Below are 21,319 nucleotides of genomic sequence, written 5' to 3'. Positions count from 1 at the left end.
CATTCTTCTGGTCAACGAATATGATGGACCCCGATCATGAATTGTTCGTGACCGTCGTGGACGAAGGCGGGCTGGCAGCGGCCGGGCGGCGGCTGCATATTTCGCCGGCGATGATGTCCAAGCGGCTGGCGCGGCTGGAGGACAGGCTGGGCGCGAAGCTGGTGCATCGCACCACCCGGCGGCTGGCGCTGACCCCGGCGGGCGAGCGGCTGCATGCCGACCTGCGCGGCATATTGGCGGCGCTGGACGATGCGGAACGGCGCGTGTCGGGCATATCGGCGATCGCCAGCGGGCCTTTGCGCATTACCGCCCCCACCTCCTTCGGGCGCATGCACCTCGCCCCCTATCTTCAGCGCTTTATCGACGCGCATCCCAGGGTCGATCTTACCGTCAACCTCTCGGATGACTTTGCCGACCTGATCGAAAGCCGCGCGGACCTCGCCATCCGCATCACCGCCGATCCGGGGCCGAGCCTGACCGCAAGACGGTTGGCGACCAACCGGCGGATATTGTGCGCGGCGCCCGCCTATCTTGAGCAGCATGGCACCCCTACAAAGATCGCCGATCTGAAAAGCCATCGCCTGCTGGCGGCGGAAGGACAGATGCCCTGGCGCCTCGTCGGGCCGAGGGGACCGGTCAGCGTCGAAGGGCGCAGCCATGTCCGCACCAACAGCAGCGAACTGGTGCGCGAACTGACGCTGGCGGGCGGCGGCATCGCACTGCGCTCGCTTTGGGATATCAGCATCGCGCTGGAACGGGGGGAAGTGCGGCAGATATTGGCCGACCATGAGGGGTCTGCCGACGTCGGCCTGTTCGCGGTCCAGTTGCCACAGGCCAATCCCCCGCTCGCCATCACCGCCTTCGTCGATTTTCTTGTTACACTTTATGTCCCGACGCCGCCATGGGAACGCGCTGGGTTGCTCTAGCGGAACCGAGGCTCTAAGGCCGCGGCCATGGACGATAACACCCGCCGCGCCGCCCTCGACTATCACCGCTATCCCCAGCCCGGTAAGCTCCGCATAGAGCCGACCAAGCGCATGGTGAACCAGCGCGACCTTGCCCTCGCTTATTCGCCGGGCGTGGCCGCGCCCTGCGTCGAGATCGCTGCCGATCCGGACAAGGCGATGGACTATACCGCGCGCGGCAATCTGGTCGCCGTCATCTCCAACGGCACCGCCGTACTGGGCCTGGGCGCGATCGGCGCCCTCGCCTCCAAGCCGGTGATGGAGGGCAAGGCCGTCCTCTTCAAGAAATTCGCCGATATCGACGTGTTCGACATTGAAGTCGACACCACCGATACGGACGCATTCGTGGATGCCGTCGCGTTGATGGAGCCGACCTTTGGCGGCATCAATCTGGAAGACATCAAGGCGCCTGAGTGCTTCGAGATCGAGCGCCGGCTGAAGGAACGGATGAATATTCCGGTCTTCCATGACGACCAGCATGGCACCGCCATCGTCGTCGCCGCCGCCGTGCGCAACGCGCTGGTGTTGCAGGGCAAGACGCTGGCCGACGCAAAGCTGGTGACGTCGGGCGCCGGCGCCGCTGCCCTCGCCTGCGTCGATCTGCTCGTGTCGATGGGCCTGCCGATCGAAAATGTGACGATGACCGACAAGGACGGTGTCATCCATTCGGGTCGCGAAGGCATGTTGCCCAACATGGCGCGCTATGCCCGCAACACCAACGCCCGCACCCTGCCCGACGTACTGCCGGGTGCCAACCTGTTCCTGGGCCTGTCCGCGCCGGGCGTGCTGAAGGCCGAATGGCTGCCGCTGATGGCGCCCAATCCATTGATCTTCGCGCTCGCCAATCCAGAGCCGGAAATCCGGCCGGAAGCCGCGCGCGAAGTACGCCCGGACGCGATCATCGCCACTGGCCGGTCGGACTATCCCAACCAGGTCAACAACGTCCTGTGCTTCCCCTATATCTTCCGCGGCGCGCTGGATTGCGGTGCGACGCAGATCAACGAAGCGATGAAAGTCGCCGCCGCCGACGCAATTGCCGCGCTCGCCCGCATGCCCGCGCATGATAGCGTGGCGCAGGCCTATGGCGGGCGCAAGCTGGTGTTCGGCGCCGACTATATCATTCCCACACCCTTCGACCCGCGCCTGATCGGCGAGATCGCCGTGGCCGTCGCGCGCGCGGCAATGGACAGCGGCGTTGCCAAGAAGACGCTGGACCTGGACGAATATAAGCGCAGCCTGTCGCGCCAGAATGCCCGTTCCGGCCAGTTGATGCTGCCGGTGTTCGAAGCCGCACGCGGCACCGAATGCCGCATCGTCTATGGCGAGGGCGAAGATGAGCGCGTGTTGCGCGCGATCCGCGATGCGCTGGACGAAGGCATCGTCCGCCCGACCATCGTCGCGCGTCGTCGCATATTGGAACAGAAGCTGCCCGACCTGGGCCTGGGCTTCGAACTGGACCGCGATGTCGAAGTCATCGACCCCGAAACCGACCATCTGGTGATGGGCGAACTGGTCGAGGCCTATCGCGCGGTCGCATCGCGCCGGGGCGTCCCGGCCGACGAAATATTGCGCCATGTCTATCGCCGGCCGACCATCACCGCCGCCATGCTGCTGCAAACCGGACGGGTCGATGCTGCTCTCGTCGGCGGTCGCTCCGAATATTGGGGCCAGGTCGAACATGTGTTGCGCATCATCGACCGCGCGCCCGATCACAGCCGCGTCTATGCCCTGTCCGGCCTGATCCTGGACGCTGGCGCGCTGTTCATCACCGACACCCATATGGTGCCGGACCCGACGCCTGAGCAGATTGCGGAAATGACGCTGGCCGCTTCGGCGGAACTCAAGCATTTCGGCCTGACGCCGCGCGCCGCCCTGCTCTCCCACTCCAATTTCGGCGCATCGCACACCGACAGCGCCCGCAAGATGCGCCGCGCATTCAAGATCGTGCGCGACGCCGCGCCGGACTTGGCGGTAGATGGCGAAATGCATGCCGACGCAGCGCTTAGCCAGGCCTTGCGCGAACGGCTGATCCCCGATTCGCGGTTCGAGGGGCCAGCTAATCTGCTGGTCATGCCCAACCTCGACGCGGCCAATATCACGCTGACTGCGCTGGCGGCCTCCTCCAGCTCGCCCACGGTGGGACCGATGCTGATGGGCCTGACCAAGCCGATCCATGTGCTGACGCCGGGCGTCACGTCACGCGGCATCCTCAACCTCACCGCGATCGCGGCGGCGGAAGTGGCGCGGGAAGGCTGAATTTAACCTTCTGCGCCTATGCTGCCGCTGACATGGAGGCGATGGGACGAAGATGGCGGATTTCCTGAAAAGGTTCGGACCGAAACTGGCGATCGGCGGCGTGGTGGCACTGACCGCGCTGGTCGTCGCCGTCTCGGTCGATCGCCCGGCCTTCGACGGCAAGGCAGCGCCGGAGACCGCGACGTCTGACAACGCTGACGTCCTCCCTGCGTCCGCCCCCACCCCCGCCAAACCCGCCGAATTGCGCAGCGATCAGGGCATGACGGTCGATCCCCATGCGCTGCGCGTGAAGCGGGTGCTGAAGATCGAGGGCCCGTTCCGCCATGGCGACTATGCCTGGGACGAAAAGGGCGCACCAGCCACCGGCCGCGTGATCGTAACCGTGGATCTGCGCGCGCAGACCTTGTCAGTGTTCCGCGACGGCTATGAAATCGGCGCGGCGGTTATCCTCTATGGCGCAACCGACAAACCCAGCCCCAAGGGCGCCTTCCCGATCACCCAAAAGATCGCGGACTATTATTCGCGCACCTATGACAATGCCCCCATGCCCTTCGCCCAGCGGTTGACCAGCGACGGCGTCTTCATCCATGGCAGCGATGTGCAGTGGGGCCGCGGCACCCATGGCTGCATCGGCGTACCCAAAGCCTTTGCGGAAAAGCTGTTCGGCGTGACCAAGGTGGGCGACCTGGTGGTGATAACCGACGGCAAGATGCTGGATGTCAGCAAGGCGCAGGTCGGCTGACTTCCCTTATTGCGGCGCGTCCTCGATCGCCGGCTTATGCCCGGCGGTCAGCGCACTGCCGGCCGATGCCGCCATGATGCACAGGATGGCGATCCACTGAAGCAGCGTGAGCCGCTCGCCCAGCAGGACAAAGCCGATGACCGCCCCAACGGCCGGCGCGGAACTGACCATCAGCCCGAAAACCGGTGCCGGCAACCGCCGCATCGCTTCCATGTCCAGCGAATAGGGCAAGGCGCTCGACAGAAATGCGATCGCCATGCCCAACAACAGGACATGGGGGTCAACCAGCGCCGCGTTTTGATGGGCAATACCCACAGGCAGGATCAGGATCGCCGCTATCACCATGCCCCATGCGACCGCGTCCCCGCCCAATGCGCCCGAAACATGCTTGCCGGTCAGGATATAGATGGCCCAGCAGGCTGCCGCCGCCAGGGCAAAGCCAACCCCCAGCGGATCGAGCGCCGCATCGCTGCGCACGGGCAACAGCAGCAGCATTCCGGCGACCGCCGCCCCCAGCCAAAGAAAATCGCGCGGCCGGCGCGATCCGAACAGGACGACGGCCAGCGGTCCGATCACTTCGATCGCAATGGCAATGCCAATCGGAATGCGGGCAAACGCCTGATAGATCAGGATATTCATAAGGCCCAACACGGCGCCATAGGCAATCAGCGGCCAGCGCAGCCCGGACGGCACGACCCGCCGCCACGGCCGCCGGAACAGCAACAACAGGATCGCGCCCAGCCCAACCCGCAAGCTGGTGATGCCATAGGCGCCGACCAGCGGAAAAAGGGTCTTGGCTATGGCGGCGCCAAGCGTAACCGAAGTCAGCGACGCCAGCACGGCGGACGCCCCGATGATGACCGCCCGCCCATCCTGCCCGATTTTCTCTGTCATGACGGTGGCTATAGCCGATCGATGCGGGCCGCTAAACGCAATTGATTGCAGCACACGCCGTCGCAAGTGCAATAAAGTCATACGAATGCAGGGTTGACCAACGCTGTCACCCAGCCCATTTGCAAGACGTCCGTATCTTTTTGCAACGCAGCATGGAGCTGGCCATGGGCACCCGTCCCCACAGCGCACACCCCGCGCTCGTCCTGTTTGCCCTGTCGGTGGGGGCCTTTGCGATCGGCACCACCGAATTTGCGGCGATGAGCCTGGTGCCCTTCTTCGCGCGCGATCTGGGCATCGACATCACCACCGCCGGCCATGCGATCAGCGCCTATGCGCTGGGCGTGGTGGCCGGGGCGCCGGTGATCGCCGCGCTGGGTGCGCGCCTGCCACGCCGGACGCTGCTGATCGGCCTGATGGCGCTGCTCGCCATCGGCAACGGCCTGTCCGCCTTGTCGCCCAGCTATCATTGGATGCTGCTGTTCCGTTTCCTGTCCGGCGTGCCGCACGGTGCCTATTTCGGCGTCGCCGCTCTGGTGGCCGCCAGCCTGGTGCCGCTCGAAAAGCGCACGCTGGCCATCGCAAAGGTCATGTCGGGCCTGACCATCGCCACGGTGCTGGGCGTGCCGGTCGCCAACTGGATGGGTCAGGCGCTGGGATGGCGCTCTGGCTTCTTCGTCGTGACTGCGCTGGCGGTGGCGACGGTGACGTTGGTGGCGCTCTATGCGCCGCGCGATGCAGGAGACGCAAAGGCCAGCCCGATGCGCGAGCTTACCGCGCTCGGCAAGGGGCAGGTCTGGCTGACATTGCTGACCGGTGCGATCGGGTTCGGCGGCCTGTTTGCCGTTTACACCTATGTCGCCTCCACGATGATGGAGGTCACCCATGTGTCGGAAACCTATGTCCCGTTGATTCTGGCCGTCTTCGGTATCGGCATGACGCTCGGCAATCTGGTCATCGCCTGGCTGGCAGACAAGGCGCGCAACCCCACCGTCATCGGCGTGCTGCTGTGGAGCGCGGCGTCGCTGGCGCTGTTCCCCCTGATGGCCGGCAATATCTGGACGCTGGCCCTGATCGTCTTCCTGATCGGCATCGGCGGCGGCATGGGCACGCCGTTGCAGGCTCGATTGATGGATGTGTCCGGCGATGCGCAGACACTGGCCGCCGCCTTGCACCACAGCGCCTTCAACATCGCCAATGCGCTTGGCCCGTGGCTCGGCGGCCTGTCGATCGCGGCGGGCTATGGCCTGGTATCGACCGGCTGGATCGGCGCGGCGCTGTCGCTGGGCGGGCTTGCCGTGTTCCTGGTCGCGATCGCGCTGGAACGCCGCCCGTCCGGCATGATCCCCGCCGCCGCCGAATAAGCCACTTTCCCCATGCGCGGTCGCCCGATAAGGCGTAGGGCATGAACGATCAGGCGAGAGAAGCGAAACTGGCGGATGCCGCGCTGGCGGCACTACGGCGCGGCGATGTTCCTGTAGCTTTGGCGACGTTGCGGGAAATGACCGATCCGCCGCCCATGCTGATGGCGCAGGCCTGTAATCGCAGCGGCGACCTGGACGGCGAGGCCGCCGCACTACGGCGCATGCTCGACGCCGATATGCGCAGCCTGCCCGCGCTGCTCGCCATGGGCCAGAACGCCGTGCGCCGGGGCGACGAGCGCGGATCGACCAGCTGGTTCCAGACCGCCCTGGCGCAGGCCGCCGCGACAGGTGCGCCGCCCCAGCTCCAACCGTTGCTGCAACAGGCGCAGGCCAGCATCGCGCAATCGGGCCAGCGTTTCGAAAATCACCTGACCGCCGCGATCCGCGACCTGCCGCCGCTGCCGCGCATCGCCCATGCCACCGAACTGTTGCTCGGCAAGCGCACACTTTATCTGCAACAGCCCAGCATGTTCTATTTCCCCGACCTGCCCCAACGCGCTTTCTACGAGCGCAGCGATTTCGACTGGGTCGCGCCGATGGAGGCGATGACCGACGCGATCGTCGCGGAATTGGCGGCGGTGCGGGCGCAGGAGGCGGATTTCGCGCCCTATGTGCAAACCCCCAAGGACCGCCCGGCACCCAATAATCCCCTGCGCGACGACACCAGTTGGGGGGCGCTGTATTTCTGGCAGAACGGCGCCCCGGTCGAGGAAAATGCCCGCCGCTGCCCATCGGTCATGGCGGCACTGGCGCTGGCTCCCATGCCGGTGATCGCCGGACGATCACCCTCCGCGCTCTGGTCCCTGCTCAAGCCCGGCACCCATATTCAGCCGCATCATGGCCTCCTCAACACCCGGCTGATCTGCCACCTGCCGTTGCTGGTGCCCGGCGATTGCGCGCTGCGCGTGGGCGCGGAAACCCGCCCCTGGCGCAAGGGGGAGATGCTGCTGTTCGACGACAGTATCGAGCATGAAGCCTGGAACCGCAGCACCGATACGCGCGTGGTGCTGTTGTTCGAAGTGTGGCGTCCGGAGATCGACGTGGACGAGCGGGAGGCGCTTGCCCGACTGTTTGAGGCGATCGACCTGTTCGGCCCGGCGCAGGTCGATACCGGCGGCTGAACCTTTGCAGGCGCGCGTAATGTCGTTATAGACGGACGCAATAATATAACAGGAGGATGTCGGGGCGTCACCGCTTCACGGATATCGTCCATGCCTCCTGTCATCCCCTCCCCGACACCATCCGCCCGGCCACACAGCCTGGCCGAGGATGGCTATGCCATCGCGATCGGCTGCGCGTTCATCGCCATGGGGCTGATGCTGCTGAAGGCGGCCAATCTGGTGACGGGCGGCATGGCGGGGATAGCCCTACTCCTGTCCTACATCATTCACTGGTCGCCAGCGGCGCTGTTCCTGCTCATCAACATCCCCTTCTTCATCTTCGCCGGGCGGGCGATGGGCATGGCCTTCGGCCTCAAGACCCTCTTCGCCAATGTCGCGATCATGGGCGTGGGCCTTGCCATGCCGGCCGCGCTTCAGATCGCGCGGGTCAGCCCTCTTTTCGCGGCGCTGTTTGGTGGCTCGATCATCGGGTTCGGCATCTTGGCGATCGCGCGCCACGGCGCGGGTGTCGGCGGCGTAGGCGTGGTGGCGCTGATCCTGCAACGGCGGCGCGGATGGAACGCAGGCCGCACGCAGATGCTATGCGACATCATGATCCTGCTGGCGTCTCTGCCGGTGCTGAGTGTCGAGCGGTTCGGCCTGTCGGTCCTGTCCGCCGCCGCCATGAACATGGTGCTTATCGTCAATCACAGGCCGGGCCGCTATATCGGCCACTAACCTTCACAAAGCGCGTCACCGCCGCCGTCGCGCGCGCGCAGGGCGCTCGCAGCATCGCTGGCGATCCGGGGGAAGCTGACGCCCTCCAGCGATCCGCGCCCTTCGCACAGATCGGCGCAGGCCATGTCGACCACGCCCGGCAGCGCCACCTGATCGCCATCATATTGGGCGACCACGATACAGCGATCCCCGCCCTTGAAGCTGAGGATCAGCTTGTCGCCCGCGCGCCGCGCCGTCCCCTGCCCCTTGCAGCTTTGATCCTCACCGAAATTAGCCTGCAATCCAAAACGAAAGGTCGCGTCCTTGGCCGGCATGACGCATAGCTGGTCGCGCCCGGCCTCGTGGCTGCGCTGGTACAGGCCGACGGGCGACGTCTTGCTGCTGTCGGTGATCGCGCCACTCTCGATCGCGGCGCGCTCCAGCCCGGATGCTGCTAAACCCGCCCCATCCGGCGCGGCATCGGCCGCCACCGGCGCACGCTGGCACCCGGCCAGCAAAAGCAGGATAGCGAGGCTAGTGCGCCGCATCGGCCGCAGGATCGACCACAGAATCGATCGGCGTCAGGCCATCTGGCCCGACCCGCCGAAAAAAGCAGGACCGCGCGCCGGTATGGCAGGTGGGACCGGCCGGCACGGCCTTCACCCAAACCGCGTCCTGATCGCAATCGATGCGGATATCGCGCACTTCCAGCATATGGCCGGACGTCTCGCCCTTCTTCCACAGCGACTGGCGGCTGCGCGACCAGAAATGGGCCAGTCCCGTCTCGATCGTCAGGGCCAGCGCCTGCGCGTTCATATGCGCGACCATCAACAGATCGCCGTCCATCGCGTCCGTCACCACGGCAGTGATCAGGCCGTTGTCGTCATATTTGGGATTGAGGGTCAGCCCCTTGTCGCGCGCTTCGGTCATGCGGGCGCTATAGAGCATCGGGCGCGAAAGTGGGAACCGCTTTTGCATGGCGCTGGCGGATAAAAGGTTGCGACCTCTGGCCGACAAAATTCCCCTGAAACGGGGAAAATCCTTGAAAAATGGGGCGATCGACGGGATCCGAACCCGCGACCTCCGGTACCACAAACCGGCGCTCTAACCAACTGAGCTACGACCGCCACAAGGGCTTATGCCCTGAGAGAAGGGCCACATATGCGGCCCGATAGCAGGCGTCAAGCGCGCAATTGCCATCATGCTGCAACGACGCACATTATCCTGTCATTTGTCGGCCAGGGGTCGCACCGCATCCGCCCAGGGCAGAATGATGAGATCGGGCCAGAGCGCCGCCCAGCGCCGCGATTTGCGCTCGTAAAAAACCCGATCGATCAATGTCGCATTGGCCCGGACACAGGGCGCCAGAAAATCATCAAGGCCAAAGGGCGCGGACAGTTGCGCATCATTGATCGCCACCGCCGACACGGTGGTGGGGAACGTCTCCGTCGCCGCCCGCGCCGAGCGATGGGGCGGGATCGGGATGCCGAAGCGATCGGGATACCATAGATGCACCCGCGCCTGATTCTTGACGTCCAGCCGAATGGGCAAGTCGGCGAACATCTGCGCGGCATGGGTCGCGGCGCGCGCCTCCCCCGCTTCGGACAAGTCATCTGGATCGCAATAGAGGATGTCGGCATCGTCGATCCCATGCAGCGGCGGCAGGTCGAAGCGGATATTCCACCACGCCTGCGCCAGCATGCTGCCGGAAAGCCAGGCGTCAGGCAGGCCCAGCTGCGACCAGCGGCGCAGCATCGGGCCGATGACGACATGCTCCATGGCGATGCCCCATACCGCCCGCTCTTGCGCCGCCTTGTCGGTCACACAGCGACTGTCATGGCATGGACGCCTGCAACTGCGCGCGCAGCCTGGCCAGGATGCGTTCGGGCACGCGCGGCCGGTCCGGCGCGGCCTTGCCCTTGCGCAGCTTCGCCCGGTCCTTTTCCGGCGGATCGACGATACGGACACGCACCGCCGCATGGCCCTGCGCGCGGATCCCCAGTTGTTCGGCCGCCCCACGCGACAGGTCGATCACTCGTCCGCGCCCGGCAAAGGGCCCACGATCGTTGACCCGCACCAATATCGTGCGGCCGCTATCCAGCGCCGTCACTTCGACATAGGTGGGCAGCGGCAGGGTGGTGTGAGCGCCCGTCACCCATTTAGCGCGGAACTGCTCGCCATTGGCGGTGCGATTGCCCGATTCCGATCCATACCAGCTGGCATAGCCCAGCATGTCGTAACCGGGATCGGCGGCGGGCACATAAGTGGTGCCGCGCACCTTGTAAGGCGGGCCGATCTTGACCGGCACGTCCCGAACCGGACGATAGTTGCCGCCGCCACAAGCAGATAGCGCCAGCATCGCCCCCAGCCACCAAACCGCCCCGATCACCCTGTCCGCTTGTCTCATCATGCGACTTCCCTAGCGCCGCGCTTTCGCGGGGTCGAGGGGCGCTCTGGCGGGAAAGCGGTTAGACGTAAGCGGCATGACATTGCCGCTCGCGACCAAATATTGTCGCGCCCAATCACAAGACGGCTTCCTGATTGCGGACGCTCCAAATCCAGCTATCATTTCAGGATCGGCGGGTTTCAGTTGAGGAACAGATATGATCGGGATGCGCCAATTTGCGATTTCCGCATTTGTTGCGGCTTTTGCTCTACCGGTTCAAGCTGGTCCATTTGATCCACCGAAGCCGGAAGCGTTTGCTCGCAAGGAGGATCAAGTGCGGGCGAAACTGCTGACAAAGCCTTGCTCCGAAACTGACATTGGGAACGGATGTCGCAAATGGGGTGGACGCATCATCCGAGAATCGCCTTGCACATATCTTGTCAGCGCGACGGCGATGAAGCGACTGCCACTGGATCAATGCTATAAAATGGAAAAGCAGCGAAAATATCGCGGTGTATGGATTGATGCCTTTGAAGGCCAGAGGTTCATGAGAGCAGATTTTAGCTTTCCCGATCAGGCAGGCAACAACGCAAAAATACTTGCTTGGCTGGAAAATGCTGAGCGTACCGCCTCCTCCCGCATTTGGCTTGATGTCAGCCGAACCAGATTGACACATGATTTTAGCGATGGCGGAAGGAAAATGCTCATTGAATTCGTGGGGCGCAAAACAAAATACGCCGGTCCTTCGGGTCACATGGGTGTGTTCGATCACACAATGATCGTGGATCGCGTGATTTCCGTGGTGAAAGTAGAATAGCGGTCAGTCCGTTCCCAACCCATCTCCACCACCAAAAAGAAAGGGACGAAAAGGCCCCGCCTGTTCATCCCTTTCGCCTTTCGGCGTCTCACGGCGCAGAGGCTTTGCTCCTCTCGCCGCACCACTCTCCTGAAAACTTTCCGGCCGCGATGCCGGACGGTCATCCAACGGTGGGCGCCCGCCGATCGGCAGGCGCCGCGCCGATCAGTTGACCGAATCCTTCAGGCCCTTGCCGGCCTTGAACTTGGGCTGGGCCGAAGCCTTGATCGTCATGGTTTCGCCGGTGCGCGGGTTGCGGCCGGTCGAAGCCTTGCGCTGCGAGACCGAGAAAGTGCCGAACCCGACGAGGCGGACTTCGTCGCCCTTCTTCAAAGCGCCGGTGATGGCGTCGAACACGCCCTCGACGGCCTTGGTCGCGTCATTCTTGCTGAGGCCGCTGCTTTCAGCGACTGCGCTGATCAGATCCTGCTTGTTCATGCCTTGGGAACCCCCTTGTGCTGTTTGGTTGTATAGGAATCGCGGCGTAGGGGGCGCAATAAGGCCCGGATTCCCGCGCCTGTCAAAGGGAAAGCGACAAACTCATCGGCTTCGACCGAAATTTGCGCTCCCCCACGCATGATCGATCGAAACCCGCTGATAGCCGCCGCTTTCTCCCTTTATCAGTGGCGCAGGGCGGGATCTCCGTCACGCCCCGCCACATTGTTCGGCTGGGCGGCAAGGTCGTCCTCTTCCGTCCAGGCGATCGCTTCAGGCACGGACGCCAGCGCTCGTGCCAGCACTTCATCGACATGCGACACCGGCACGATTTCCAGCCCCTCACGGATGTTGGCCGGAATTTCCGCTAGGTCTTTCTCGTTTTCCTGCGGGATCAGCACGGTCTTGATGCCACCGCGCAGCGCCGCGAGCAGCTTTTCCTTCAGGCCACCGATCGGCAGCACACGGCCACGCAAAGTCACCTCACCCGTCATCGCCACATCCTTGTGGACGGGGATGCCGGTCAGCGTCGACACGATGGTCGTCACCATGCCGATGCCGGCCGACGGCCCATCCTTGGGCACCGCCCCTTCGGGCAGATGGATATGGATGTCCTTGCGATTGAAGACGCTCGGCTTGATCCCGTAACCCGGCGAACGCGCGCGAACGTAGGAGAAAGCGGCCTGCACCGACTCGTTCATCACCTCGCCCAGCTTGCCGGTCGTCTTGATAAGGCCCTTGCCGGGAACAGTCACCGCTTCGATCGTCAGCAATTCTCCGCCGACTTCGGTCCAGGCCAGGCCCGTCACGGCGCCGATCTGGTCCTCTTCCTCGCCCATGCCGTGGCGGAATTTCCGCACGCCGGCGAAATCGGCCAGATTGTCGGGGGTGATGACGACCTTATCATAGGCGCCCTCAAGGATCTTGCGCAGCGCCTTGCGCGCCAGACGCGCGACTTCGCGCTCCAGCGTGCGGACGCCCGCCTCACGGGTATAGTAGCGAATGAGGTCGCGCACGGCCTCTTCCGTCACCTCGAACTCGCCGTCCTTCAGGCCATGCGCCTCGATCTGCTTGGCGATCAGGTGGCGCTGCGCGATCTCGACCTTTTCATCCTCGGTATAGCCTTCCAGCCGGATGATCTCCATGCGGTCGAGCAAAGGCTGCGGCAAATTCAGCGAGTTGGCTGTCGTCACGAACATGATGTCCGAAAGATCGACGTCGATTTCCAGATAATGATCCTGGAACTTGCTGTTCTGTTCAGGGTCCAGCACTTCGAGCAGTGCCGACGCCGGATCGCCCCGGAAATCCTGACCCAGCTTGTCGATCTCATCCAGCAGGAACAGCGGGTTCATCGTGCCAGCCTTTTTCAGGTTGGTGACGATCTTGCCCGGCAGCGAACCGATATAGGTGCGGCGATGGCCGCGAATTTCGGCCTCGTCGCGCACGCCGCCTAGCGACTGGCGCACGAACTCGCGCCCGGTCGCCTTGGCGATCGACCGGCCCAGTGACGTCTTGCCCACGCCCGGCGGGCCGACGAGGCAAAGGATCGGCCCCTTCAGCTTATTGGTGCGCGCCTGAACGGCGAGATATTCGATGATACGGTCCTTGACCTTCTCCAGCGCGAAATGATCCTCATCCAGGATATCCTGCGCCTTCTTCAGGTCGTTCTTGACCTTGCCCTTCTTGCCCCAGGGCAGGCCGAGCAACACGTCGAGATAGTTGCGCACGACCGTCGCTTCGGCCGACATGGGCTGCATGCCCTTGAGCTTCTTCAGCTCCGCCGTCGCCTTGGCGCGGGCTTCCTTGCTCAGCTTGGTCTTGGCGATCTTCTCGGTCAGCTCGGCGAGCTCGTCGCCTTCCTCACCCTCGCCATTACCCAATTCACGCTGAATGGCCTTCAGCTGCTCGTTCAGATAATATTCGCGCTGGGTCTTTTCCATCTGGCGCTTCACGCGGCCACGGATCTTCTTTTCGACCTGAAGCACGCCCAGCTCGCCTTCCATGAAGGCGAACACCATTTCGAGGCGCTTGACCGGATCAGCCTCGACCAGCAGCGACTGCTTGTCGGAAACCTTGACGTTGATGTTCGCAGATACAGCGTCGGCAAGCCGGCCCGCATCCTCGATCTCGCGCAGCTGTACCGGCGTTTCGGCCGGCAGCTTCTTGTTGAGCTTCGCGTAATTTTCGAACTGTTCGGCGACCGATCGCATCAGCGCGGCGGCTTCTGGCCCTTCGGCGGCAATCTCTTCCACATCGTCGACATTGGCGACGAGATAGGTGTCGCGCACCTCCATCGACTCCAGCTGGGCGCGATGCTTGCCCTCCACCAGCACGCGGACGGTGCCGTCGGGCAGCTTCAGCAGTTGCAGCACGATCGCCACGACGCCCGTGTCATAAAGCGAATCCCGACCCGGATCATCTTCCGCCGGGTCCAGCTGCGACACGAGGAAGATTTCCTTCGATCCTTCCATCGCGGCTTCCAGCGCGGCGACGCTCTTGTCGCGGCCGACGAAGAGCGGGACGATCATCTGCGGGAAGACGACGATGTCGCGCAGCGGCAGAAGGGGATATTGCACAGTCATTCAGTCTCCGGGGCCGAAGCGAAGCGGCCCTCTCCTACGGTTCATCGCCATTATGGGGATGCCCGTCGTGGCAATCAATTGCCCATGAAGCGAATGTCACATTCGCTTCACCATCTCCATCAGCTTGTCAGTGGCCCGAAACCGGGCCGCCAACGGTCATAATGGCGCAACGATGAACGAAGGGTGATCGATCCATCGTTTGTGAAATGCGCTTTCGCGCATTTCGGTAGCGGCACCAGGCCACTCCGCAAATCAGAAAGGCAGCTTGAAGCCGGGGGGCAGCGACAGGCCGGCGGTCATCTTGCCCATTTCGGCATTGCTGACTTCATCCGCCTTCTTGCGCGCATCGTTGAACGCGGCGGTGATCAGGTCTTCCAGCATCTGCTTTTCGGACGGAGCCAGCAGGCTGTCGTCGATCGACACGCCCAGGATACGACCCTTGGCCGACGCCTTGACCTTCACCAAGCCACCACCGGCCGCCCCTTCGACTTCCAGCTTGTCGAGGCCATCCTGCGCCCGCTGCAATTCTTCCTGAACACGGGTCGCCATGCCCAAAATGTCGTTCAAATCCTTCATATCTCACGCACTCCATTGTTCGAGCTTGTCGTCCAGCTCGGCATCGGGGAAGGCCGCCATCGCCGCCTTGACCACCGGGGTTTCCAAAATCTCCGCGCGGGCCGCCGCTTTTTCGGCTTGCTCCTGTTGTTGCAGGGTCGCCCCGCCGCCGCTTTCCTCCAGCCGCACGGTCCATTTCATGCCCGGCACCGCACTGTTGAGCGCTTGCGCCAGGTCACGCTTGAAATCGCCCTGCGGCCAGTCATGGGTCAATCGCACCGCGACATCGGGGGGGGCGAGCGATACCAGCGCCGCGCAATCGTTCAGATGATTGGCCAGCGACGGCTTGGATCGGTCGACCAGCGCGATCAGATCCTGCATCGTGCGGGGCAGCGCGGCGGACGGTTCGGACGCCAATCGTGCCTGTTCGCCGCCCTGCACCGCTGGCAGCCCGGCCGGCACGCCTTCACGCAGCATTCGCGCCAGTTCGCCCGGATCGGGCATGGTCGCGGCGTGCATGACGCGCAGCAGCGCCATTTCGCAGCTTTCGATCGGCAGGACGGCGCTTGCCACCTCGTCATGGCCCTTCAGCAGCAATTGCCACAGGCGATGCAGCGGCGCGAAGCCCAGTTGCGACGCCCATTGCGCAATCGCCTCCCGCTCTTCGGCCGACTGGCCGGGGCTGGCGATATCGCGCCCGGCCTTCACCAACGTCACCGCATGGGTGAGTTCCAGCAGGCCGCGCATCAGCGCCAGCGGCTCGACACCCAACGCATATTGATCGCGCACGGCGGTGAGCAGCGCGCCGGTATCGCCCTCCAGCAGCAGGCCGAGCAGCCGACGAGTGGACCCGCGATCGGACAGGCCCAGCATGTCGCGCACCTGGCTCGCCGTGACCAGCAGGGCATCATCCCCCATTTCGGCATGGGCGATCGCCTGATCAAGAATCGACAGGCCATCACGGGCCGAACCTTCGGCCGCCTGCGCGATCAGCGCCAGCGCATCGGCTTCGGCCGTCACGCCTTCCTTGTCACAGATATTGGCGAAATGATTGGCCAGCAGGTCGGCGGGAATACGGCGCAGATCGAACCGCTGACAGCGCGACAGCACCGTCACCGGCACCTTGTTCACTTCAGTCGTGGCGAACAGGAATTTCACATGCGCCGGCGGCTCCTCCAGCGTCTTCAACAGGGCGTTGAAGGCGTTTTTGGAGAGCATATGGACTTCGTCGATGATGTAGATCTTGTAGCGCGCCGACACGGCGGCATAGCGCACCGCCTCGATAATCTCGCGCACATCATCGACGCCGGTATGGCTGGCGGCGTCCATTTCGACGACATCGATATGCCGCCCCTCGGCGATGGCGACGCACGGTTCGCACAGGCCGCAGGGGTCGATCGTGGGGCCGCCCTGCCCGTCCGGACCGACGCAGTTCAGCGCCTTGGCGATCAGCCGCGCGGTAGAAGTCTTCCCCACCCCACGCACGCCGGTCATCAGAAAGGCGTGAGCCAGCCGCCCACGCCGGATCGCATTGCCCAGCGTCTGGACCATGGCATCCTGCCCGATCAGCTCGCTGAAACTGCGCGATCGATATTTGCGCGCAAGGACGCGGTAGGGCTGCGGGGAATCGGACATGGCTTAAGTCCTAGCCGCTTGTGCGGCCATTGTCGAAGCAGGATGATGTTTGAAAAGTAGGAGCCGGAACGACCCGTGACGAAATCACTGTGGCTGCTTCCGTCAGGACCTGACCCGGTTCGCGACGATCACGTCCGCCCGACTCCCGGCGCGGCATATGCAGAAGTGAGGGCGGGATGGCAAGGGGGCTTTCACGCCTCCTTATCCCCCCTGTCAGGGAGAGGTAGGGGTGGGTGCCTCACAAGGAGGCTCGCTACGCTCGCCCCAACCCCTTCCTTAAAAAGGGAGAGGAGAAAGAGGCTTCTTACTCCAGCCCGCTCTTCTGCGCCTTCGCGACGAAGGACAGCGCCGCCTGCGCCGTTTCCGCGATCGCGGCTTCCGCCTTCTTCGCATCCACGGTCGGCCGGTCGAGATAGATGGCCAATATATATTCGTCGCCATCGGGCGACTTCACCAATGCCACGTCATTATAGGCGGTGCCGCACGTCCCGGTCTTGCTGCCCGACGTCCATCCCTGCGGCAGGCCGGCCTTGATCCGCTTGTCGCCGGTGCTGCTGGCGTTGAACCAGCTGCGCAGCTTGTCGGCGCTGTCCCCCGCCAGATCGCGAAAGAAGAGCCGCCCCATCAGTCCGGCCATGGCGGCAGGCGACGTCGTATCGCGCTCGTCCCCTTCCGCATTTTCATTGAGCGTCGGCTCGTTGCGGTCGAGCCGCGAGACGCTGTCGCCATGGGCGCGCATGAAGGCGGTCAGCCCCGCCGGTCCGCCCAGCATCGGCAGCAGCAGGTTGGCAGCGCTATTGTCGCTCACCTCGACCGCCGCCTGCGCCAGCTCGCCCATGCTCATCCGGCCGCGCTTGAGATTCTTCTTCACCACCGGCGCATAATCGAGCAGGTCGTCCTTGCTAAAGGCAATCGTCCCCTCCAGCCCGAACTTGCCCCCTTCCGCGCCGGTCAGCACGGCGGCGGCCAGCGGCGCCTTGAAGGTGGAGCACATGGCGAACCGATCGTCGCGGTTGAAGCCCAGCAGCAGCGCGCCCGTCTTGTCGACCAGCGCCACGCCCAGCCGGCCGCCAGTTTCCTTCTCGATTTCCGCCGGGTTGCGGGCCGATGTCAGCGCCGATTGCGGCACCAGATACCGGGGCGCGGCCGGCATCAGCGAATCGAGCGCGCCGGTCGGCACTGGCTCCTTGGCCGGCGCCTTCTTCCTGTCGGCGGCCAGCGACGGGCTGGCGATCAGCGCCAGCGCGGTAAAAACGGTCAATATCTTCATGGAAGCCATCACATGCCCTGCATATTGTTGAATTCGCCCGGAATGTGGACGGTCAGCGCATCCAGCGCCCCATCCAGAACGATCTGACAGGCGAGGCGGCTGGTGCGGGTGGCGGCGGCGGCAAGGTCCAGCATATCTTCCTCATCCTCGCTGGCGCGCGGCAGCTTCGCGAAATCACCGGCATCGACGATGACATGGCAGGTGGAGCAAGCCATCTGCCCCTCGCATGTTCCCTCCAGCGGTTGGCCGGCGGCCTGCGCTATGTCGAGCAACACCGACCCTGCGGGCGCGTCCACATCCTGCCGCCGTTCGCCGTCGGCGCTGATGAAGGTGACCCTGGTCATGTTATGCGTGCGCTCCCTTTTACGGCGCCGCTTGTACGGCTGCCGCGTCCTGCAATGCTTCTGCTGCCCTCTCCAGCTCCTGCGGCGTGGTGTAGCGGCCAAAGCCGATCCGCACCGATCCGCGCGCCTGAACATCTGACAGGCCCAGTGCGCGCAGGACATGGCTTGGCCGCCCGGACCCGCTTGCGCAAGCGCTACCGAGCGAAAAAGCGACATTGCGGCAATGGGACAACAGTCGCGCGCCGTCTATTCCATCGCGCCGCAGGTTGAGATTACCGGGATAGCGATGAAGCGCGGACCCGTTCAGCGTCCAGGCGGCAAACAGGCCCCGCGCCAGCAGGGCAAGGCTTTCGACATGGGCGCGATCATCGTCCGCCCGTTCCCGCATCAACCGCGCGGCTACGCCGAAACCGGCACAAAGCGTGGGCGAGAGCGTGCCGGAGCGCAGGCCGCCCTCCTGCCCGCCGCCATGGATCAGCGGCGAGGGGCGGACTCCGTCGCGCAACCACAGCGCGCCGATCCCCTTGGGACCATGGATTTTGTGCGCGCTGATCGCCACCATGTCGCACGATGGCGGGATGGGCACGCGGCCATAGCCCTGCACCGCGTCGCACAGCAGCAGCGCGCCCGCCGCGTGGGCTAGATCGGCCAGCGCGGCGACCGGCTGGATCACGCCGATCTCATTATTCACCAACATTGCGACAACGAGTGAGACACCCGGAACGATCGCCTGCGCGGCGGCGGCCATGTCGACCAGCCCGTCCGATCCGACCGGCAGCACCGTCACATCCCGCCCGCTACGGCGCAGCACTTCCACGGTGTCGAGCACGGCGGCATGTTCGGTCGCGATGGTGACGATGCCGCCTGTCGCAGCGCCCTGTATCGCGATGTTCAGCGCCTCGGTCGCGCCGGAGGTGAAAAGCAACCTGCCACCATGCGGCAGCAGGCGGACGATCTCGTCCCGCGCCACCTCCACTTGCGCCGCAGCCGCGCGGCCCGGCCGGTGGGCGCTATGCGGATTGGCGAACTGATCGCGCAACAACGGTACCATTGCCTCGAACGCTTCGGGCGCAAGCGGCGTCGTTGCCTGATAATCCAGATATATCAATTTCTTACTCTTCCGGCCATGACGGTCCACGCTTCGATAAAGCTGTCCAACTCGCTGTAGCATGTCTGCGGACCAAAGCTGACCCGGACGACCTCCGACGCGGCGCCATCGTCCCAGCCCATGGCGCCCAGCACATGGCTGGTCTTGAGCGAACCGGACGAGCAGGCGCTGCCCGCCGACACGGAAATCCCCTTCATGTCGAACTGGATCAGTTGCGCGCGCGCCGACAGGCCGGGCATGCGGTAGCTGGCGATGGTGGGCAGGCGCGGCGCGTCGCGGGCCACGATGATGCCGCCCGCCGCCTCGATCGCCGCATCCAGCCGGGCGCGCATCGCAGCCGCTCGGGGCAACCAGTCCTCCCGTGCCTCCAGCGCCGCCGCCATGGCCAGGATCGCCGGCAGATTTTCGGTCCCGGCGCGATAGCCCTGCTCCTGCCCCCCGCTCGGCTCGATCAGCGCCAGATCGCGGAGCAACAGCGCGCCGATACCGGGCGGCCCGCCAAATTTATGCGCGCTGATCGCGATCATGTCCGCGTCGGGCAGCGGCAGCTTGCCAGCGCTCTGCGCGCAATCGGCAAACAGGATGGCGCCGTCGCGATCGATGGTGTCGAGCGGTTGGATCACGCCCGTCTCATTGTTGACGTGCTGGATGGCGAGCATGGCGTCATCCTCGCCTTCGCCGGGATGACGACGCTGTTGGACTATCCCCTTCCCATCCACCGCCAGCCGTTTCGCGTCCTTCGCCACGCGCAGTACGGCGTCATGCTCGACCGGGGATGTGACCACCCGCCCCGCCTTCGCGCGCGTCAGGCCGATGGCGATCGCCTCGCTCGCACCGGATGTGAAGATCACATGCCCGCTCCACCCCAGCGCCGCCGCAATGCGCCTGCGCGCATCCTCCAGCGCGGCGCGCGCGGCGCGGCCGTCGGCATGGGGGCTGGACGGGTTGGCCCAACTGGCCATCGCGCCCACCATCGCGGCCTGCGCAACGGGCAGCATGGGCGTTGTAGCGGCATGATCGAGATAAAGGCGGATAGCGGCCAAGCGGCATTACTCATTGATTGCGGAAATGGCGGCGGCATCTATATAGGCGGTTTGCCGCGCAGCGCCAGCATTAGCCTAAACGGTGCGCGCGATCCGCATCCATTCGCCATCGGCTCATCCGAGCCGACCGGCCCAGAACGATAACAGGTGCCATGCCCGACGTCATTTTCACCGGACCCGAAGGTCGCCTCGAAGGCCGTTTCAGCCCCCCGCCCCGCCCGCGGGCGCCGGTCGCCATGATCCTGCATCCACACCCGCAGGGTGGCGGTACGATGAACGACCGCATCACCCAGGCGCTCTACAAGACCTTCGTAAAGCGCGGCTTTGCCGTCTTGCGCTTCAACTTCCGGGGCGTGGGCCGCAGCCAAGGCACGTTCGACAATGGCATCGGCGAACTGTCCGACGCTGCAGCAGCGCTCGACTGGGTACAGAGCTTCCACCCCGAAGCGCAGACCACCTGGATCGCCGGCTTTTCCTTCGGCGCGTGGATCGGCATGCAGTTGCTGATGCGCCGCCCGGAAATTCGCGGATTCATCTCGGTCGCGCCGCCCGCCAACATGTACGACTTCTCCTTCCTGGCGCCCTGCCCTTCGTCGGGCATCATCGTGCAGGGAACGTCGGACGAAGTGGTGACGGCCAGTGCCGTGCAAAAGCTGGTGGACAAGCTGCGCACGCAAAAGGGCATCACCATCCATCATGACGAAATTCGCGGCGCGAACCATTTCTTCGAACATGAACTCGATCAGCTGATGAAGTCGGTCGACAATTATCTCGACATGCGCCTGTCGCCGGATTCGCCGATCCGCTGATCGCGCCCGACCAGAGAAACGGAAAAAAGGCCGCCCCGAAAGGCGGCTTTTTTTTTCGTCAGGAGAAAGGATGGAACCCGGCGGGTGGGGACTGGGTGTTGCCGGGTTCCATAGACTATGACGGCATCGCGCCCGTCCGCTTGATTAGACCTTGGTCGAAGAGGCGCAGGGTGGCAGGCGCCGGGCGCACCCCGCTTGACG

General features: G+C 64.4%; 21 protein-coding genes, 1 tRNA gene and 1 other RNA gene. 8 read left to right on the top strand and 15 right to left on the bottom strand.

The genetic code is table 11. From position 1 onward, the window contains the following. Positions 1-20: 20 nt before the first annotated feature. Genes AC07UX_RS03305 through AC07UX_RS03295 form a run of 3 tightly spaced genes read left to right on the top strand, consistent with a single transcriptional unit; the run spans position 21 to position 3,963 of the window. Positions 21-926 (top strand): LysR family transcriptional regulator, encoded by a 906-nt coding sequence (locus tag AC07UX_RS03305; protein WP_495190571.1) that lies wholly within the window; start codon positions 21-23, stop codon positions 924-926. Between the two features lie 27 nt (positions 927-953). Beyond that, positions 954-3,221 (top strand): NADP-dependent malic enzyme, encoded by a 2,268-nt coding sequence (locus AC07UX_RS03300; RefSeq protein WP_495190570.1) that lies wholly within the window; start codon positions 954-956, stop codon positions 3,219-3,221. A gap of 52 nt (positions 3,222-3,273) precedes the next feature. Further along, positions 3,274-3,963, top strand: a complete 690-nt coding sequence (locus AC07UX_RS03295) for a L,D-transpeptidase family protein (RefSeq protein ID WP_495190569.1) — start codon at positions 3,274-3,276, stop codon at positions 3,961-3,963. Positions 3,964-3,969: 6 nt separating this feature from the next. Here AC07UX_RS03295 and AC07UX_RS03290 read toward each other — a convergent pair whose 3' ends face one another. Further along, positions 3,970-4,857 carry an EamA family transporter gene (locus AC07UX_RS03290; protein WP_495190568.1) on the bottom strand — a complete coding sequence of 296 codons (888 nt, stop codon included), beginning with the start codon at positions 4,855-4,857 and terminating at the stop codon, positions 3,970-3,972. 164 nt (positions 4,858-5,021) lie between these two features. On the opposite strand from AC07UX_RS03290, the gene AC07UX_RS03285 reads away from it, so the two are divergent. From AC07UX_RS03285 to AC07UX_RS03275, 3 genes are all read left to right on the top strand, one after another. After that, a complete protein-coding gene (locus AC07UX_RS03285) occupies positions 5,022-6,218 on the top strand; it encodes an MFS transporter (protein WP_495190567.1) in 1,197 nt (398 codons plus the stop codon). Between the two features lie 41 nt (positions 6,219-6,259). Continuing rightward, the gene (locus AC07UX_RS03280) at positions 6,260-7,399 is read left to right on the top strand and encodes an aspartyl/asparaginyl beta-hydroxylase domain-containing protein (protein WP_495190566.1); all 1,140 of its coding nucleotides are present in this window, start codon (positions 6,260-6,262) and stop codon (positions 7,397-7,399) included. A gap of 90 nt (positions 7,400-7,489) precedes the next feature. Further along, positions 7,490-8,116 carry a YitT family protein gene (locus tag AC07UX_RS03275; RefSeq protein ID WP_495190565.1) on the top strand — a complete coding sequence of 209 codons (627 nt, stop codon included), beginning with the start codon at positions 7,490-7,492 and terminating at the stop codon, positions 8,114-8,116. Here the strand turns inward: AC07UX_RS03275 and AC07UX_RS03270 are convergent. The 5 genes from AC07UX_RS03270 to AC07UX_RS03250 form a co-directional block, all read right to left on the bottom strand. Beyond that, positions 8,113-8,643, bottom strand: a complete 531-nt coding sequence (locus AC07UX_RS03270) for a hypothetical protein (protein WP_495190564.1) — start codon at positions 8,641-8,643, stop codon at positions 8,113-8,115. The genes AC07UX_RS03275 and AC07UX_RS03270 overlap by 4 nt on opposite strands. Then, complete coding sequence (gene hisI / locus AC07UX_RS03265) at positions 8,630-9,025, bottom strand: phosphoribosyl-AMP cyclohydrolase (RefSeq protein WP_495190563.1); 396 nt, start codon at positions 9,023-9,025, stop codon at positions 8,630-8,632. Before hisI ends, AC07UX_RS03270 begins: the two co-directional genes overlap by 14 nt. A 120-nt stretch (positions 9,026-9,145) precedes the next feature. Next, a tRNA-His gene (locus AC07UX_RS03260) sits at positions 9,146-9,222 on the bottom strand. Positions 9,223-9,322: 100 nt separating this feature from the next. Then, positions 9,323-9,919, bottom strand: coding sequence for a nucleotidyltransferase family protein (locus tag AC07UX_RS03255; RefSeq protein WP_495190562.1), 597 nt, complete (start codon positions 9,917-9,919; stop codon positions 9,323-9,325). Positions 9,920-9,929: 10 nt separating this feature from the next. Further along, the gene (locus AC07UX_RS03250) at positions 9,930-10,502 is read right to left on the bottom strand and encodes a septal ring lytic transglycosylase RlpA family protein (RefSeq protein ID WP_495191775.1); all 573 of its coding nucleotides are present in this window, start codon (positions 10,500-10,502) and stop codon (positions 9,930-9,932) included. Positions 10,503-10,698: 196 nt separating this feature from the next. On the opposite strand from AC07UX_RS03250, the gene AC07UX_RS03245 reads away from it, so the two are divergent. Next, complete coding sequence (locus tag AC07UX_RS03245) at positions 10,699-11,298, top strand: hypothetical protein (RefSeq protein ID WP_495190561.1); 600 nt, start codon at positions 10,699-10,701, stop codon at positions 11,296-11,298. Positions 11,299-11,502: 204 nt separating this feature from the next. Here the strand turns inward: AC07UX_RS03245 and AC07UX_RS03240 are convergent, their stop codons facing one another. The 9 genes from AC07UX_RS03240 to AC07UX_RS03200 form a co-directional block, all read right to left on the bottom strand. Beyond that, positions 11,503-11,775 (bottom strand): HU family DNA-binding protein, encoded by a 273-nt coding sequence (locus tag AC07UX_RS03240; protein ID WP_024019962.1) that lies wholly within the window; start codon positions 11,773-11,775, stop codon positions 11,503-11,505. A gap of 182 nt (positions 11,776-11,957) precedes the next feature. After that, complete coding sequence (gene lon, locus AC07UX_RS03235) at positions 11,958-14,354, bottom strand: endopeptidase La (protein WP_495190560.1); 2,397 nt, start codon at positions 14,352-14,354, stop codon at positions 11,958-11,960. A 252-nt stretch (positions 14,355-14,606) separates the two neighbouring features. Beyond that, positions 14,607-14,930, bottom strand: a complete 324-nt coding sequence (locus tag AC07UX_RS03230) for a YbaB/EbfC family nucleoid-associated protein (RefSeq protein WP_120249737.1) — start codon at positions 14,928-14,930, stop codon at positions 14,607-14,609. Between the two features lie 3 nt (positions 14,931-14,933). After that, positions 14,934-16,544, bottom strand: a complete 1,611-nt coding sequence (locus AC07UX_RS03225; protein WP_495190559.1) for a DNA polymerase III subunit gamma/tau — start codon at positions 16,542-16,544, stop codon at positions 14,934-14,936. A 52-nt stretch (positions 16,545-16,596) separates the two neighbouring features. Next, positions 16,597-16,694: signal recognition particle sRNA small type (ffs, locus tag AC07UX_RS03220), an RNA gene on the bottom strand. 154 nt (positions 16,695-16,848) lie between these two features. Continuing rightward, positions 16,849-17,814 carry an SGM family class A beta-lactamase gene (blaSGM, locus tag AC07UX_RS03215; protein WP_495190558.1) on the bottom strand — a complete coding sequence of 322 codons (966 nt, stop codon included), beginning with the start codon at positions 17,812-17,814 and terminating at the stop codon, positions 16,849-16,851. 8 nt (positions 17,815-17,822) lie between these two features. Continuing rightward, positions 17,823-18,158, bottom strand: a complete 336-nt coding sequence (locus tag AC07UX_RS03210) for a 2Fe-2S iron-sulfur cluster-binding protein (RefSeq protein WP_495190557.1) — start codon at positions 18,156-18,158, stop codon at positions 17,823-17,825. A 19-nt stretch (positions 18,159-18,177) separates the two neighbouring features. Then, positions 18,178-19,266 (bottom strand): cysteine desulfurase family protein, encoded by a 1,089-nt coding sequence (locus tag AC07UX_RS03205; RefSeq protein WP_495190556.1) that lies wholly within the window; start codon positions 19,264-19,266, stop codon positions 18,178-18,180. Further along, positions 19,263-20,309 carry a cysteine desulfurase family protein gene (locus AC07UX_RS03200; protein WP_495190555.1) on the bottom strand — a complete coding sequence of 349 codons (1,047 nt, stop codon included), beginning with the start codon at positions 20,307-20,309 and terminating at the stop codon, positions 19,263-19,265. Before AC07UX_RS03200 ends, AC07UX_RS03205 begins: the two co-directional genes overlap by 4 nt. Positions 20,310-20,461: 152 nt before the next feature. On the opposite strand from AC07UX_RS03200, the gene AC07UX_RS03195 reads away from it, so the two are divergent. Next, positions 20,462-21,118, top strand: a complete 657-nt coding sequence (locus tag AC07UX_RS03195) for an alpha/beta hydrolase (protein WP_017184627.1) — start codon at positions 20,462-20,464, stop codon at positions 21,116-21,118. Positions 21,119-21,319: the final 201 nt, after the last annotated feature.

The sequence above is a fragment of the Sphingobium sp. GW821-FHT02B05 genome (assembly GCF_059421905.1).
The sequence above is the reverse complement of the archived record's forward strand: the minus strand, read 5'-3'. Positions and strand labels throughout refer to the sequence as shown.